We start from the raw sequence: 14,682 nt of genomic DNA on the forward strand, positions 1-14,682 counted from the left end.
GGACCGTGGCGGGTGCGGGAAACCGCAGGTCAGCGCAGTGTGCGCGCCGACTCGTCGGCCGCTCCGCCCGCACCCACGAGCCCCCGGCCCACACCCTTGAGCCGCGGCTCGAACCGGCGCATCTCGCGCTGCCCGACCGTCCCGATGAGCGCGGGAAGATAGCCCCGGATGCCCTGCATGCCCCGCAGCCACCACTGCGCGTACACGTGCGAGGAGCGCCTCTCGATGCCCGCCACGAGCCGGTCCACGGCCGGGCCCAGCGGATACGTCTTGTTCGACGGCCACGGCAGCCGCTGGCGCAGCTCGCGCATCACGTCGTCCTGGTCGGCGCCGCGCACCATGTCGGTGTCGGTCCAGGACAGGTAGCCGACGCCGACCTTCACGCCCTTGTAGCCGACCTCGGCGCGCAGGCTGTGCGCGTACGCCTCCACGCCCGACTTCGACGCGCAGTACGCGGACATCATCGGCGCGGGCGTGATCGCGGCGAGCGACGCGATCTGGAGCAAGTAGCCGCGCGACTCGGTCAGTACGGGGAGGAAGGCGCGGCCCGTCACGGCGGAACCGATGAGGTTGACCTCGATGACCCGGCGCCAGGCGACCGGGTCCGAGTCGACGAACGGGCCGCCCGTGGCGACACCGGCGTTCGCCACGACGATGTCGACCTTCCCGAACCGCTCCTTCACCTCGGCGGCGACCCGCGCCATCGCCTCGTGATCGGTGACGTCGGCGTGCCACCAGTCGGCGTCGGAGTGCAGCCGCCCCGCGACCTGCTTCAGCTCGTCCGGCTCAAGCCCGACGAGCGCGATCTTCGCGCCGCGCGCGGACAGCTTGCGCGCGAGCAGCTCACCGACGCCGCGCGCCGCGCCCGTGATGACCGCGACCTGACCCTCAAGGCTGACCCTGCTCATGCGATCTCCGCCCCCTTCTCCGTACGGTTCTCCAGGTATGTGGCGGCCAGTTGGCGGATCTCCGCCGTGACGGCCTCCGGCGCCTCGATGGGCGTCATGTGCCCGAGCCCGGGCAGCTCGCTCAGTCCTACGCACTCGGGCAGCGCGGCGGCGATCCGGCGGGCGTGCACGATCGGGGTGAGCCGGTCCGCGGTGCCGCCGAGCACGGCGACGGGCAGCGTCAGTTCGGCGAGCGCCGCGTCCATGTCGAGCGTCTCCAGGACATGCGACCAGCCGTGGCGGACATCGCGCGGGCAGGCGTGGACAATGTGGGCGCACGCCTCGACCTGGCCGGGCGACGCGCCGGGCCCCATGGTCGCGTACTTCAATATCCGCTTGGCGACCGGCGTGACCGGGCCGAGCGGCGCCTTCGAGCCGAGGACCGACTTCGTCAGCCGGGTCCGCAGCGCGCCCGCGAGGAGCAGCGGCACGACGGTCGCCTCGGCCACGAGCCGCGAACTCCCGGTGCTGCACAGCAGGACGGCGGCCGCGTGCTCCTTGAACTTCTCCCGCCCGGCGGCGGCCATCATCGTCATGCCGCCCATGGAGTGCCCGGCGAGCACGGCCCGCTCCCCCGGCGCGAGCACCGCGCCGAGCACCGCCTCCAGGTCGTCGGCGAGCATGTCCGCGGTGTACGGGAGCCGGGTCGCGGCCGGTGAACGGCCGTGCCCGCGCTGGTCGTAGACGATCACCCGGTGGTCGGCGGACAGGGCACGGACCTGTGCGGCCCAGAACGCCGTCGAGCACGTCCACCCGTGCGAAAGGACCACCGCGGGCGCGTCGTCGGGCCCGTGCACCTCCACGTACAGCCGTGATCCGTCCGCCGAGACGGCGGTCAGTTCGCGGGCGGGGACGGGCGGCGCGTAGGGCCCGGTCCGCATGTGGGTCAGCCGGCTCATGCGGCGCTCACCTCAGCCTTCTTCTCGGTTCCCGTCCCGGCGTGGGCGGGGGCACGCAAGACCTCGTACTCCCCCACGTCCACATGGCGCGTGGCCTGCCGGAACTCGGTCGTCGTGCCGGGCCACACGGTCGTGTTGACCCCGTTCTCGTCGAGGTACCAGCTCGTGCAGCCACCGGTGTTCCACACGGTGCGCCGCATCCGGTCCTGTACGCGGTTGTTCCATCCGGTGACAGCGGTCTCGCGCGGGGTCAGGGCTACGCGGCCGCCGAGCACACGCAACTGGCGCAGATAGTCGGCCAGATAGTTCAGCTGGGCCTCGATCATCAGGATCATCGAGGAGTTCCCGAGCCCCGTGTTCGGCCCGATGATCGTCATGAAGTTCGGGAAGCCCGCGGCGGTCGCCCCGCGCAGAGCGGCCATCCCGCCCTTCCAGCTCTCGGCCAGGCTGATCCCGTCCGCGCCGATCACCCGCTCGGCGATCGGCATGTCGGTGACGTGGAACCCGGTGCCGAAGACGATCGCGTCGACCTCCGCCTCGGTGCCGTCGGCGGCGACGAGGGTGCTGCCCCGGACCTCGCTCAGCCCCGACGCGACGACGTCGACATTCGGCTGGGCGAGCGCGGGGTAGTACGTGTTGGACAGCAGGATGCGCTTGCAGCCGATGCGGTACGTGGGCGTCAGCTTGGCGCGCAGGGCCGGGTCCTTGATCGCCCGGTACATGTTCCGCTTGGCGAGCCGCTCGACCAGGCCCAGTTCGTCGGGCCGCTTGGTGAACGCCTGGACCTGCAACTCCCGGATGCCCCACAGCACCGCGCGCCGCGCCTGCGTGGTGACGGGCAGCTGCCGGTGCAGCCAGCGCTCGGCCCTTGTGATGGCGCGGTCGGCGCGCGGCATGACCCACGGGGGCGTGCGCTGGAAGAGGGTGAGGTGCCCGACCTCCTTCTGGACGGCGGGCACGATCTGGATGGCGGAGGCGCCGGTGCCGATCATGGCGACGCGCTTGCCGCGCAGGTCGTAGCCGTGGTCCCAGCGGGCGGAGTGGAAGACCTTGCCGGGGAAGGTGTCGAGGCCGGGCATGTCCGGCACCTTGGGGTCGGAGAGCGGCCCGGTGGCGGAGACGAGGACATCGGCGGTGAGCGTGCCACTGGCCGTGTCGATCACCCACCGCAGCCGCTCACCGTCCCACCGCGCCCGCGTGACCTCGGAGTTGAGACGGATGTGCGGCCGCAGCCGGAACGTGTCGGCGACGTGCTCCAGATACTCCCGGATGCGCTCCTGTCCGGAGAAGGTGCGCGGCCAGTCCGGGTTCGGGGCGAAGGAGAACGAGTACAGGTGCGAGGGCACGTCACAGGCGCACCCCGGGTAGCTGTTGTCGCGCCAGGTGCCGCCCACGGCGTCGGCCCGCTCCAGAACCACGAAGTCGGTGACGCCCTCGCGGCGGAGTCTGACCGCGGCGCCCAGACCGCCGAAGCCGGACCCGATCACCGCCACCCGCACGTGCTCGTGCTCCTGCTCGGGCATTCCGGCGCCTCCCTTGCCGCGCGACCCTGCCAGTGAACACTGGCATGATGGGGAGCGTAGAGCAGAGCCGTACTCATGGGTAGGGGTCGGGGCCAGGAAAGTTACCGCCAGTACGGCTTAGGGTCGTGGGCGTGGCAGAAACGGCGACGGACGCAGACGACGACAGGGAAAGCGGGCCCGCTCCCCGCGAATACCGCATGGAGGAGCTGGCGGCGGCGGCCGGCATCACGGTCCGCACCGTCCGCTTCTACCGCGAACGCGGCCTGATCAAGCCGCCCCGCCGCGAGGGCCGCATCGCCTGGTACGACGAGACGCACCTCGCCCGGCTGCGGACGATCGCCGCGCTCCTCGACCGCGGCCACACGCTCAACGGCATCACGGAGCTCTCCGAGGCGTTCGACCGGGGCCGCGACGTCGGGGAACTCCTCGGCCTCGGCGAACCCACCGAGGAGACCCCGGTCCGCCTCACCCCCGAGGAGCTGGCCGACCACTTCGCGGGCCAGGACACCCCCGAGAACCTCCAGGCGGCCCTGGACCTCGGCTACCTCGGCACCGACGGCGAGGAGATCGTCCACGTCAGCCGCCGCCTCCTGGAGGTCTCCTCGGCCCTGGTCCGCGAGGGCATCCCGCTCGCCGAAGTGCTGTCGGCGGCGAGCCGCGTCCGCGAACACGCCGACGCGATGGCCGCCCTCTTCACCGAACTCGTCCTCGCCCACGGCACGGAGAAGGACGTCCAGCGCCTGCGCCCGCTGGCGAAGTCGGTGGTGGAGGCGGAACTCTCGATGGCCCTGGACCGCAAGATCGCGCCACCCCCCGGAGAGTGACGTCGGCCGGTGCCAGGCAGGCGCCTCAGACGGGCAGCCACCACCGGGCCTTGTAGATCCCGCCACCCACCAGCTTGTACGCGCCCGGGGGCCGGTGCAGGCTCACGGTCGTCGTCCACCAGGTCTCTCCCAGCCCGGGCTCCGGCACGGTCGTGACGACCCGCCCGGTACGCGGATCATCCCCGACGCACTTCACGCCCTTCCGGCTGATCTCCTCGACCCCGGCGAAGTCCTGCACGAAGACCCGCCGGGCCTTGTCGTACTGGAAGACGGCCGCGCTGGTCGACACCCACATCCGCCCCGGCCGCCCGGCGACGGGGAACAGATCGTGCCCGCCGGCGGACTTCCCCGGCGCCGCCACCGGCAGCGGATCGGCGAAGAGCCGGGTGAGGGCGGGCCGCGCCGCCGAACCGGTCACCTCGTACGCGACCAGCTCGTCATCGCCCATCGCCCACAGCACCCGGCGCCGCCGGTCCCAGTGCAGCCCGTGCGCACCCTTCAGCCCGGCCTCGGCGTACCGCGTGGCGCGGGGCCCGAGCGAGGCGGCGTACAGCCGCACGCGGGCACCCGTGCTGCACGCGACGGCGACGTTCCCGTCCGGCAGGATCTCCGCGGTGTGCGGGTTGAAGAGGTCGTCCCCGGGCCCGATGGCCGTGCCCCAGTACCGCCGCCCGCCAGGCCACTCCACGACACCGACGAACCCGAAGGAGGCCGTGGTCAGCACGAGAATCCGCCCGCGATGCCGCCGCACCTTCGCCTCGCTCGGATACACCCAGCTCGACTCGGGTTCGAGATCCGCGTAACGCCGGTCCCCGAGCGGCGAGAACGCCCACCGCACCACCCCCGGATCGGCAGCCGGGTCCCACACGCCCTTGCCCGGATCAAGAACGAGGATCCGCCTACTGGCCTGCTCGGTGACCATCACGGACGCCACCCGCACGCCACCCGCCCCCGCCACCGAAGCCGCCCCGAACGCAACCCCGACCCCGGCACCAGCGGCCCCGACCAACAGACCCCGCCGCGACGGAACACGAGCCACCTCAGCCATCGGATCCCCTTGTCTGACGGGCCGTCGACCCGGAACCGTCATGTCCACGACCAAAACCTGTCACGCCGTACAAGGTTCCCGTAAGACAGCGACAAGACATCTCACAGCCGGGCTGTTCGAGCGCTCACACCTTCGAAGTACATGACACCCGTTCGAACCCGAAAGCCTCTCACGATGCCGAGAGTGGGCAGAACAAAACCCCGGCGGCTGTCTGACCAGCCCCGGGGCACGGCCGACACTCCCCAGGAGTACCGACATGTCCGAGGATAACTCCCGCCCAGCGCCTCCGGATCGGACTTCCGACAAGCACCGAAGGGCCCTCGGCGTCGTGCGATTGAGCAACGTCACCGCGGTGACCACGTCACCGGGAAGGCAAAGCGCCACAGTGCATCAGGGCGCGGAGCGACTGGGCTTGGACTTGATCGCCGTAGCAGCGGATCTCGGGGTGTCCGCACGCAAGATGTCCCCGTTCGAACGGCCCGTCCTCTCCGCCTGGTTGCGCAAGCCTGACGAGTACGACTTCCTTGTGTGGTCGCATGTGGACCGCGCCGTGCGCTCCGTCGCCCACATGTCGCACTTGCTGGCATGGGCGGAGGAGCATGCGACAACACTCGTCTTCGTCATGCCGGAGGAACGACATCCCCTGGTCGTCCCGCCCCATGCGAACGGCAAAGTCACCCGACGATGCGTGGACCTCGCCTACGCCGCCGAACACGAGGCACGCACCATCTCCGCCCGGCTCACCAGTGCCCACGAGGTGCTGCGTGCGTCCGGCCGGTACGCCGGAGGCCTCGTCCCCTTCGGCTACCGCAAAGCCCCTCACCCCTCCGGAAGCGGCTGGTGTCTCACTCCTGACGCGGAGGCGGCAGCACTGCTGCGTGCCATCCTGGAGCGCGTGTACGCCGGGGAGTCCCTCATGTCCATCGCCCGTGGCCTCAATGAGGTGAACGCCTTGGTCCCCCGTGACCGCCACGCAGTGCTGCAGGGCCGCCCCACGGGCGGTGTCCGGCACGGGTACACCTTCGAGAAGTTCCGGTGGACGTCAGGGACGCTGTCGAAGGTCCTCCGGTCCCCGTCACTCATGGGGCACCGCATCCACCGCGGCCGGTCGGTTCTGGACGACAACGGTCACCCGGTCCTCATCGGCACGCCCGTGCTGGACGAAAGTGAGTTCCGCGCCCTTCAGGAGATCCTGTCGGCACGATCCAACGGCACCCGGCAGTCCCGCGGCCCGCGCTCGCGCCTTCTGACCCGAGTGGCACACTGCAGCGCCTGCGGTGGCCGCATGTACTACAGGTCTCGCAAGCTCTACGCCCATGGCGATTACGTCTGTGCCGCCGCAGCGAACGGGCTGAGGTGTCCCGCCGCGGCCGCCATGAGGTCGGACTGGCTGGAGGACTACGTGATCGACGGCTACCGGAGGATGACGGGGGCGCGCGGTCCGGTGAGCCGTGCGGACCTGCTGGCCGCCGGAGTGCGTGTCACCGTGGCAAAGGGCCGTTGCGGCGGCGACAGCACGCGACTCGCAGGGCCGGACACGTCCCGCCTGACGTTCGCCATGGGGGTGCCTCCGAGCACCGGGATCCCAGGGACCTGACGCGGCACCGTGCGGGGCGCGCGGCTTGCTGCCCGCGCCCCGCCTCCCCGTCTACTGGTCGAAGACGGCCGTCACCGGCGCATGGTCGGACCAACGCTGCTCATGGGTGGCAGCACGCTCGACATATGCCTTGATCGCCTTGGCGGCCAACCCGGAGGTGGATGCGATGACGTCAATTCTCCATCCCGTGTCATTGTCGAAGGCCCGCCCCCGGTACGACCACCACGAGTACGGCCCCTCCACCCCGGGGTGCAGCGCCCGCACCACGTCCACGTAGCCGCCGTCCGACGGGTCGTAGACGCGGCTCAGCCACTCCCGTTCCTCAGGCAGGAAGCCGGCGTTCTTCTTGTTGCCGCGCCAGTTCTTGAGGTCGGCCTCGGTGTGGGCGATGTTCCAGTCGCCGCAGACGATGACCTCGCGGCCCTCGGCGGCGGCCCGTACGCGCAGGTCCTTGAGGTACGCGAGGAACTCGTCCATGAAGCGGATCTTCTCGTCCTGGCGCTCGGTGCCGACCTCGCCGGAGGGCAGGTAGAGGCTGGCGACGACCACACCGGGCAGGTGCGCCTCGACGTAGCGGCCGCTGGTGTCGAACTCCTCCGAGCCGAAGCCGACGCGGGCCGCGTCGGGGGCGCGCCGCGTGTAGAGGGAGACGCCGGCCCGGCCCTTGGCGGCGGCGGGCGCGTGCACGACGTGCCAGCCCTCGGGCGCCCGCACCCCGGCGGGCAACTGCTCGGGCTCGGCGCGGACCTCCTGGAGGCAGACGACGTCGGCGTCGGTGGCGGCGAGCCACTCCACGAAGCCCTTCTTGGCGGCGGCGCGGAGGCCGTTCACGTTCACGGTGGTCACAGTCAGCACCGGGCCACGGTACCGGCACACTGAACAAGTACACCGCCCCTACAAGTATAGGAATACGATCCTACGCATGAGCATTCAGACCCCGCCCGCCACGGAAATCTCCCTGCGCACCGTCTCCTACGGCCACCCGGACGCGGTCGCGCTGAACGACCGCGTCCAGCTCGAGTACGCGGAGCGCTACGGCGACGAGGGCGACATCACACCGCTTGACCCGTCGATGTTCACCCCGCCGCGCGGCCTGTATCTGATCGCGTACGACGAGGCGGGCACGCCGCTCGCGACCGGCGGCTGGCGCGCTCAGGACAAGAACGAGGAGGGGTACGAGGACGGCGACGCCGAGCTGAAGCGCATGTACGTCATACCGGAGGCGCGCGGCCTGGGCCTGGCCCGCCGGATCCTGGCGGCGCTGGAGGCGGACGCCCGCGCGGCGGGCCGCAAGCGGATGGTCCTGGAGACGGGCACGAAGCAGCCGGAGGCGATCGCGCTGTACGCGTCGAGCGGGTACGAGGAGTGCGCCAAGTTCGGCCTGTACCGCTTCGAGGAGCTGAGCCGCTGTTACGCGAAGGCGCTGTAGGCGGTGGTGGTGTGGTGACCGTCACAACGGTCGCCCTGCCGCCGCGGGGGCGCAAAGCAAGAACCCCGCCGGTTTCCCGGCGGGGTTCTCAATTGCGGTGGACCTGTGGGGATTTGAACCCCAGACCCCCTCGATGCGAACGAGGTGCGCTACCAGACTGCGCCACAGGCCCTTGCAACGAGTGAAACTCTAGCACCCTGACCCGGCAGGCCCAAAATCGCTTCCGGGCTGGTCAGCCAGGTCACTCGTTGGCGGCGCGCGGACGGCCCCCGGCGTCGGCGGCGTCGTCGTCGTACTGGTCGAAGAGCGGGGTGCGGCCGCGCTCGCGGGAGCGGCGGGCGGAGGCGGCGCGGCGGGCGTCGCTGCGGCCGTCGTCGGCGGGCTGCTCCTGCGGCGGCTCGGGGGCCTGCTGCTCGGCGGCGGAGGAGCGGGCCGCGCTCCACGTCTCGGGGGCGCCGTAGTCGATGCCGCCACCGGCGCGCGGGGCGACGGGCGCGGTCACGTAGGTGGGCAGCGGTACGGGGACGGGGTCCCAGCTCTCACCGGCGCCCGGGGGGCGCTGGCGCTCGCGCTGCTGGTCGACCCATTCGGCGTGGTCGGTCTGTTCGACGAGGGCGCGCCGGTCGGCGGCGAGCGCCTCCAGGCCGGGGTCGGTGCCCGTCTCGGTGTCTGGGCCGTCCTCCAGGTCTTCGGCGCCGCGCTGCGGGGCGGGCCGGCGGCGCCGGGGCTGGCGTTCGCGCAGGTGCTGGGCGGCGATCTCGGCGCGGCGGCGGTCCATGACGTAGGCGAAGCGGCGTCGCTCCTGGGCCCGCAGGTAGACGATGTACGTGCTGAGCAGCAGGGCGGGGACGACGGGCGCCCACAGGAAGGCGACGCCGCCGACCCCGGCGACGACGGCGCCGGCGGTGAAGGCGACGAAGAGCAGCACGGTCGTACGGCGCCTGCGTGCGAGCACCTTGGAGCGGCGGGCGCGGGCCTGTGCCTCGGCGGCCTCGACGGAAGTGGGGCGCGCGGGGCGGGACTTGGGCGCGGGTTCGGCGGCCGGTTCCGGCTGGGGTTCGGGTGCGCGGGCGGGCTCGGGGCGCTGTCGCGTGGTGGCCGGGGGCGCGCCGAGGGCCCGGACGTCCACCGCGTCGGTGGGCGCGTCCGGGTCGGCCGGGGGCCGCTCGTCCGTCTCCGGGGAGCGCGCCTGGAGGTCCTTGGCGTACCGGCGCTCCATGCCCGCTCGTCCGGACAGAAGTCGGATGGCGGTGCTGAAGCGTTCCGTCGGACGGGCTTCGTTCAGCTCGTCCTGCCTACGGAGCCACATCGGCACCAAGTAGGCGGCCCAGGCCCCGACGATGACTGCGTAGATGAGGCCGCTGCTGCTCACGCCTCACACCGTAGAGGGGTTTGCGGGGAGCCATCCGCCAATTGGGCCGGTGTGTCGCACGATCTGGCTGATATTTCGAGCATTTTTCCGACTGGTGCGATCAACTGGCCACCGTGCGTGTGAATTCAATGACCCGAAGGACCCGTACGGCGGTTAATTCGAACATTTATTTTATTTTGAGGGTGTGCCCGGATCGATCGCGCTGGAACCGGCCGGACCTGCGGCGTTGCCACGCCGTCCGCGCCGCCAGCGGCGCAGGAGCCCTTCCGGGACCTCTTCGGCGGTGAGCGCGAAGACGAGGTGGTCGCGCCAGCCGCCGTCGATGTGAAGATAGCGGGGCCGCAGCCCCTCCTCGCGGAATCCGAGTTTCTCCACGACGCGGCGGCTCGGCCCGTTCTCCGGGCGAATGCAGACCTCGATGCGGTGCAGGCCGACCGTGCGGAAGCAGTGGTCGACGGCGAGCGCGACGGCGGTGGGCATCACCCCGCGCCCGGCCACGGCCTGGTCCACCCAGTAGCCGACGTGGCCCGAGCACATCGAGCCCCAGGTGATCCCGGCGACCGTCAACTGGCCCACCAGCGCGCCCTGGTACTCGATGACGAAGGGCAGCATCCGGCCCGCGTTCGCCTCCGAGCGCAGGTGACGCACCATCTGGCGGTACGTGGGCCGGTGCGAGACGGGGCCGCTCGCGGTGGGCGGCGGGATGGTCGCCTCCCAGGGGCGCAGCCAGTCGCGGTTGCGGCGGTTGACCTCACGCCAGGCGCGCTGGTCGCGCAGCTTTATCGGCCGGAGGACGACATCGCCCTCCGCCAGGACGACGGGCCAGGACGGGCTGTTCAGTGCGCACCCCCGGCTTCGTGGGCGTCGGGTCTCGGGCCGGGTCTGGGGTGGTCGCCGCCGCGGAGCTGGTCGACGGCGTGGGTGAGGAGCGGCGCGAGGACGGCGAGACCGTCCTTCACCCCGCCGCTCGAACCCGGCAGGTTCACGATCAGTGTGCGCCCGGCGACCCCGGCCCTGCCACGCGAGAGCGCGGCGGTGGGCACCTTCTCGCGCCCGTACGCGCGGATCGCCTCGGGGATGCCGGGCACCTCGTGGTCGATGACGCGGGCGGTCGCCTCGGGGGTGCGGTCGGTGGGCGAGATGCCGGTGCCGCCGGTGGTGACGACGACGTCGTACGCCGCCTCGACCGCTTCCCGCAGCGCCGCCTCGACGGGGTCACCGTCCGGCACGACCCGCGGGCCGTCGACCTCGAAGCCCAGCTCGCGCAGGCCGTCGACGATGAGGGGGCCGCCCGTGTCCGCGTAGACCCCCGCGGCGGCGCGGTTGGAGGCGGTGACGACGAGGGCGCGGTAGGTCCGGGTCATGCCTGGGCCTCGCGGTTCCAGTCGCCGGACTTGCCGCCCGTCTTCTCCTCGACGCGGACGTCGGTGATGACGGCGCCCTTGTCGACGGCCTTGACCATGTCGACGACCGTGAGCGCGGCGACGGAGACCGCGGTGAGGGCCTCCATCTCCACGCCCGTACGGTCCGTGGTCCTCACGGTGGCAAGGATCTCCACGGCGTCGTCGGCGACGGAGAGGTCCAGCTTCACGCCGGAGACCGCGAGCGGGTGGCAGAGCGGGATCAGGTCCGGGGTGCGCTTGGCGCCCATGATCCCGGCGATCCGGGCCGTGGCGAGGGCGTCGCCCTTGGGCATCCCCTCGCCGCGCAGCAGTTCGACCACGCGCGGCGAGACGAGGACGCGGCCGCTGGCGCGGGCGGTGCGCGCGGTGACGTCCTTCTGCGAGACGTCGACCATGCGGGCCGCGCCCGCCTCGTCGATGTGGGTGAGTCGGTCCTGCGAAGTGCTCATGGTGCCGTGGCGCTCCCGATCCGAGCCGATGCGCGGTGCGGCGCGCCGGACTGCTTGTGCGCGACACGGTATCGCGGGGCCCGGAAAAACGGGCGGGCCGGGCCGGTCAGCCGAGGCGGACGACGGTCACTTCCGTGCCGGGTTCGAGTCTCGTCACGTCCTCGTCCACCACGATCAGCGCGTCCGCGCGGGCGAGCGCCGCGATCAGGTGGGATCCGGAGCCGCCGACGGGGGCGACCGTGCCCGCCTCGGCGTCGTGGGCGCCGCGCAGGAACTGGCGGCGGCCCCGCGGCGAGGTGAGCACCTGGTCGGCGCTGAGCACCGCGCGCGTGGTGCGGCGCTCGGTGTCGTCGTCCAGGCCCATCAGGGCGCGGATCGCGGGCCGGACGAAGAGTTCGAAGGAGACGTAGGAGGAGACCGGGTTGCCGGGCAGGGCGAGCAGCGGGGTGCGGTCGGGGCCGACGGAGCCGAACCCCTGCGGCTTGCCGGGCTGCATGGCGAGCTTGCGGAACTCCACGCCGCCGCCCGCGCCGATGCCGTCCTCCTCGTCGGGGTCGCCGACGGCGGAGAGGGCTTCCTTGACGACGTCGTAGGCGCCGACGCTGACACCGCCGGTGGTGACGACGAGGTCGGCGCGGATCAACTGGTCCTCGATGGTGGAGCGCAGCGTCTCGGCGTCGTCGGCGACCGCGCCGACCCGGTAGGCGATGGCTCCGGCGTGGCGGGCCGCGGCCGTCAGGGAGAAGCTGTTGGAGTCGTAGATCTGGCCGGGGCTCAACGCCTCGCCGGGCTGCACGAGTTCGCTGCCGGTGGAGACGACGACCACGCGCGGGCGCGGGCGTACGCGGACGGTCCCGCGGCCGATGGCGGCGAGCAGGGCGATCTGCGGCGGGCCGAGGACCGTGCCGGTGGCCAGGGCGCGGTCGCCCGCCCGGACGTCACTGCCCTGCGCGCGTACGTGCGCGCGTGCCTCGGCGGGGCGGTGCACGCGGACCTCGCCGGAGGCGCCCTCGGGGGCGCTGGAGTGGGCGGACATGGTGGCGGCGGGCCCGGCGCCGAGCCCGCCGTCGGTCCACTCCACGGGGACGACCGCCTCGGCGCCCGGGGGCAGCGGGGCGCCGGTCATGATGCGGGCGGCCTGGCCGGGGCCGACGGTGGGCTGCTCGGACTGGCCCGCCGCGACGTCACCGATCACGGTGAGCACGGCGGGGTGCTCCTCGCTCGCCCCGGCGACGTCGGCGACGCGGACCGCGTATCCGTCCATCGAGCTGTTGTCGAACGGGGGCAGCGAGACCGGGACCGTCACGTCCTCGACGAGCACACAGCCCTGCGCGTCGAGGATCTGCAGCTCGATGGGGTCGAGCGGGTGGACGGTGGCGAGAATGTCCGCCAGGTGCTCGTCCACCGACCACAGGTGCTGGTCGCCGGTGGCCGGCCCGGTGCTTGACGGGGTGGTCGCGCTGCTCAAAGTGCTACATCTCCTCGGTGACGTAACTGCGGAGCCAGGTCCGGAAGTCCGGTCCCAGATCTTCACGTTCGCACGCGAGTCTGACAATGGCACGCAGATAGTCGCCACGGTCGCCGGTGTCATAGCGGCGGCCCTTGAAGACGACGCCGTGCACGGGCCCGCCGATCTTCTCGTCGGCGGCGAGCTGCTGGAGGGCGTCGGTGAGCTGGATCTCGCCGCCGCGGCCCGGCTCGGTCTTGCGCAGTATGTCGAAGATCGCCGGGTCCAGGACGTAGCGGCCGATGACCGCGTAGTTGGAGGGCGCGTCGGCGGGATCGGGCTTCTCCACGAGGCCGGTGACCGTGACGATGTCGTCGTCCTCGGTGGCCTGGACGGCGGCGCAGCCGTAGAGGCCGATCTGCGCGGGCGCCACCTCCATGAGGGCGACGACGCTGCCGCCGTGCCGCTCCTGGGTCTCGACCATGCGCGCGAGCAGCGGGTCGCGGGGGTCGATCAGGTCGTCGCCGAGGAGGACGGCGAACGGCTCGCGGCCGACGTGCGGGGCGGCACACAGGACGGCGTGCCCGAGGCCCTTGGGGTCGCCCTGGCGCACGTAGTGCATGGTCGCGAGGTCGCTGGACTCCTGGACCTTCGCGAGGCGGGCGGCGTCGCCCTTCCGCTGCAGGGCGTTCTCCAGCTCGTAGTTGCGGTCGAAGTGGTCCTCGAGCGGGCGCTTGTTCCGCCCGGTGATCATCAGGACGTCGTCGAGCCCCGCGGAGGCGGCCTCTTCGACCACGTACTGGATCGCCGGCTTGTCGACCACGGGCAGCATCTCTTTGGGAGTCGCCTTCGTGGCGGGCAGGAACCGGGTGCCGAGGCCCGCGGCGGGGATGACAGCCTTGGTGATCCTGGGGTGCGAGTCAGTCATGCCCGTCACCATATCTGCCACCTATGGGCGGAAACTGTCGTTCCGCTGTGTAGGTACATATATGGATGGAATAGGAGAGGTTTGTGAGCCCGCTATGAGCCCACACTCAGACAAGCCGCGTGGTGCTCACGCTGACAAGCGCACATTGCGACGAACATTCCTCGCGGTGAGGAACACATTGCCGGTGGGTGACGTCCGGAAGACGGAGCTGGCCCTCGCCGAGCGGGCGTTCGAGGTCGAGGAGCTGGTCCGGGCCCGCACCGTCGCGGCGTACGTCTCCCTGGGCGGCGAACCGGGGACCGCGCCCCTGCTCGACGCGCTCCGCGCGCGCGGGACGCGGGTCCTGCTGCCGGTGCTCCTCGACGACAACGACCTGGACTGGGGCGTGTACGAGGGCCCCTCCTCGCTCGTCGAGGTGCAACACCCGGGCCGCATCGCCCTGTTGGAGCCGGGCGGTGAACGGCTCGGCCCCGACGCGGTCCTGGCGGCCGACGTCGTACTCCTGCCGGGGCTCGCCGTGGACGCGCGCGGGATGCGGCTCGGCCGGGGCGGCGGCTCGTACGACCGGGTCCTCGCCCGGCTGGAATCGGCCGGTGCGCACCCCGCCCTCGTCGTGCTCCTGTACGACGACGAAGTGATCGCGCACGTTCCGGCGGAGCCGCACGACAAGGCGGTGCACGCCGTGGTGACGCCGTCGGGGGCGCGCCGCTTCTTGTAGGACCCAGGGATGAGAGAGGGGCCCGCACGCGCGCGTGCGGGTACGGAGGCGTTGGGTTCGGGTGGCGGCGTCATGTGTCCTTCCTTCCGGGTGACCGG

At 71.9% G+C, this 14,682-nt stretch carries 15 protein-coding genes and 1 tRNA gene; 4 read left to right on the forward strand and 12 right to left on the reverse strand.

Going from position 1 to position 14,682, the window contains the following annotated elements:
- Window positions 1-29: 29 nt before the first annotated feature.
- Genes ABZ877_RS18755 through ABZ877_RS18765 form a run of 3 tightly spaced genes read right to left on the reverse strand, consistent with a single transcriptional unit; the run spans window position 30 to window position 3,369 of the window.
- Window positions 30-908, reverse strand: coding sequence for an SDR family oxidoreductase (locus ABZ877_RS18755; protein WP_361072038.1), 879 nt, complete (start codon window positions 906-908; stop codon window positions 30-32).
- Window positions 905-1,846, reverse strand: coding sequence for an alpha/beta hydrolase (locus ABZ877_RS18760; RefSeq protein WP_361072041.1), 942 nt, complete (start codon window positions 1,844-1,846; stop codon window positions 905-907). Before ABZ877_RS18760 ends, ABZ877_RS18755 begins: the two co-directional genes overlap by 4 nt.
- On the reverse strand, window positions 1,843-3,369 hold the full coding sequence (locus ABZ877_RS18765; RefSeq protein WP_361072044.1) for an NAD(P)/FAD-dependent oxidoreductase: 1,527 nt from the start codon (window positions 3,367-3,369) through the stop codon (window positions 1,843-1,845). The genes ABZ877_RS18760 and ABZ877_RS18765 overlap by 4 nt, the downstream gene beginning before the upstream one ends.
- Window positions 3,370-3,566: 197 nt before the next feature.
- Here ABZ877_RS18765 and ABZ877_RS18770 point away from each other — a divergent pair, with 197 nt between their 5' ends.
- Window positions 3,567-4,193, forward strand: a complete 627-nt coding sequence (locus ABZ877_RS18770) for a MerR family transcriptional regulator (RefSeq protein WP_361072116.1) — start codon at window positions 3,567-3,569, stop codon at window positions 4,191-4,193.
- A gap of 25 nt (window positions 4,194-4,218) precedes the next feature.
- Here the strand turns inward: ABZ877_RS18770 and ABZ877_RS18775 are convergent, their stop codons facing one another.
- Entirely contained in the window at window positions 4,219-5,127 is a 909-nt protein-coding gene (locus ABZ877_RS18775) for a DUF6528 family protein (protein ID WP_361072048.1), read from the reverse strand.
- A 442-nt stretch (window positions 5,128-5,569) separates the two neighbouring features.
- Between ABZ877_RS18775 and ABZ877_RS18780 the strand changes: the two genes are divergently transcribed.
- Window positions 5,570-6,838 (forward strand): recombinase family protein, encoded by a 1,269-nt coding sequence (locus ABZ877_RS18780; protein ID WP_361072051.1) that lies wholly within the window; start codon window positions 5,570-5,572, stop codon window positions 6,836-6,838.
- A 51-nt stretch (window positions 6,839-6,889) separates the two neighbouring features.
- On the opposite strand, the gene ABZ877_RS18785 is transcribed toward ABZ877_RS18780, so the two are convergent.
- The gene (locus ABZ877_RS18785) at window positions 6,890-7,714 is read right to left on the reverse strand and encodes an exodeoxyribonuclease III (protein ID WP_361072054.1); all 825 of its coding nucleotides are present in this window, start codon (window positions 7,712-7,714) and stop codon (window positions 6,890-6,892) included.
- A gap of 46 nt (window positions 7,715-7,760) precedes the next feature.
- Here ABZ877_RS18785 and ABZ877_RS18790 point away from each other — a divergent pair, with 46 nt between their 5' ends.
- On the forward strand, window positions 7,761-8,267 hold the full coding sequence (locus tag ABZ877_RS18790; RefSeq protein WP_361072057.1) for a GNAT family N-acetyltransferase: 507 nt from the start codon (window positions 7,761-7,763) through the stop codon (window positions 8,265-8,267).
- Between the two features lie 98 nt (window positions 8,268-8,365).
- Here ABZ877_RS18790 and ABZ877_RS18795 read toward each other — a convergent pair.
- The 7 genes from ABZ877_RS18795 to galU form a co-directional block, all read right to left on the reverse strand.
- A tRNA-Ala gene (locus tag ABZ877_RS18795) sits at window positions 8,366-8,439 on the reverse strand.
- Window positions 8,440-8,508: 69 nt separating this feature from the next.
- The gene (locus ABZ877_RS18800) at window positions 8,509-9,639 is read right to left on the reverse strand and encodes a hypothetical protein (RefSeq protein ID WP_361072060.1); all 1,131 of its coding nucleotides are present in this window, start codon (window positions 9,637-9,639) and stop codon (window positions 8,509-8,511) included.
- 171 nt (window positions 9,640-9,810) lie between these two features.
- Window positions 9,811-10,479 (reverse strand): GNAT family protein, encoded by a 669-nt coding sequence (locus ABZ877_RS18805; RefSeq protein WP_361072119.1) that lies wholly within the window; start codon window positions 10,477-10,479, stop codon window positions 9,811-9,813.
- Window positions 10,476-11,003: a MogA/MoaB family molybdenum cofactor biosynthesis protein gene (locus tag ABZ877_RS18810; RefSeq protein WP_361072064.1), complete on the reverse strand. Its 528-nt coding sequence runs from the start codon at window positions 11,001-11,003 to the stop codon at window positions 10,476-10,478. The genes ABZ877_RS18805 and ABZ877_RS18810 overlap by 4 nt, the downstream gene beginning before the upstream one ends.
- Window positions 11,000-11,491, reverse strand: coding sequence for a cyclic pyranopterin monophosphate synthase MoaC (gene moaC / locus ABZ877_RS18815; RefSeq protein ID WP_361072067.1), 492 nt, complete (start codon window positions 11,489-11,491; stop codon window positions 11,000-11,002). Before moaC ends, ABZ877_RS18810 begins: the two co-directional genes overlap by 4 nt.
- Window positions 11,492-11,597: 106 nt before the next feature.
- Window positions 11,598-12,959: a gephyrin-like molybdotransferase Glp gene (gene glp, locus ABZ877_RS18820; RefSeq protein ID WP_361072070.1), complete on the reverse strand. Its 1,362-nt coding sequence runs from the start codon at window positions 12,957-12,959 to the stop codon at window positions 11,598-11,600.
- Between the two features lie 4 nt (window positions 12,960-12,963).
- A complete protein-coding gene (galU, locus tag ABZ877_RS18825; RefSeq protein WP_361072073.1) occupies window positions 12,964-13,866 on the reverse strand; it encodes a UTP--glucose-1-phosphate uridylyltransferase GalU in 903 nt (300 codons plus the stop codon).
- A gap of 94 nt (window positions 13,867-13,960) precedes the next feature.
- On the opposite strand from galU, the gene ABZ877_RS18830 reads away from it, so the two are divergent.
- Entirely contained in the window at window positions 13,961-14,584 is a 624-nt protein-coding gene (locus ABZ877_RS18830) for a 5-formyltetrahydrofolate cyclo-ligase (RefSeq protein WP_361072076.1), read from the forward strand.
- The last annotated feature ends 98 nt before the right edge of the window (window positions 14,585-14,682 follow it).

This window comes from Streptomyces sp. NPDC046939 (assembly GCF_040644575.1).
Lineage (GTDB): Bacteria > Actinomycetota > Actinomycetes > Streptomycetales > Streptomycetaceae > Streptomyces.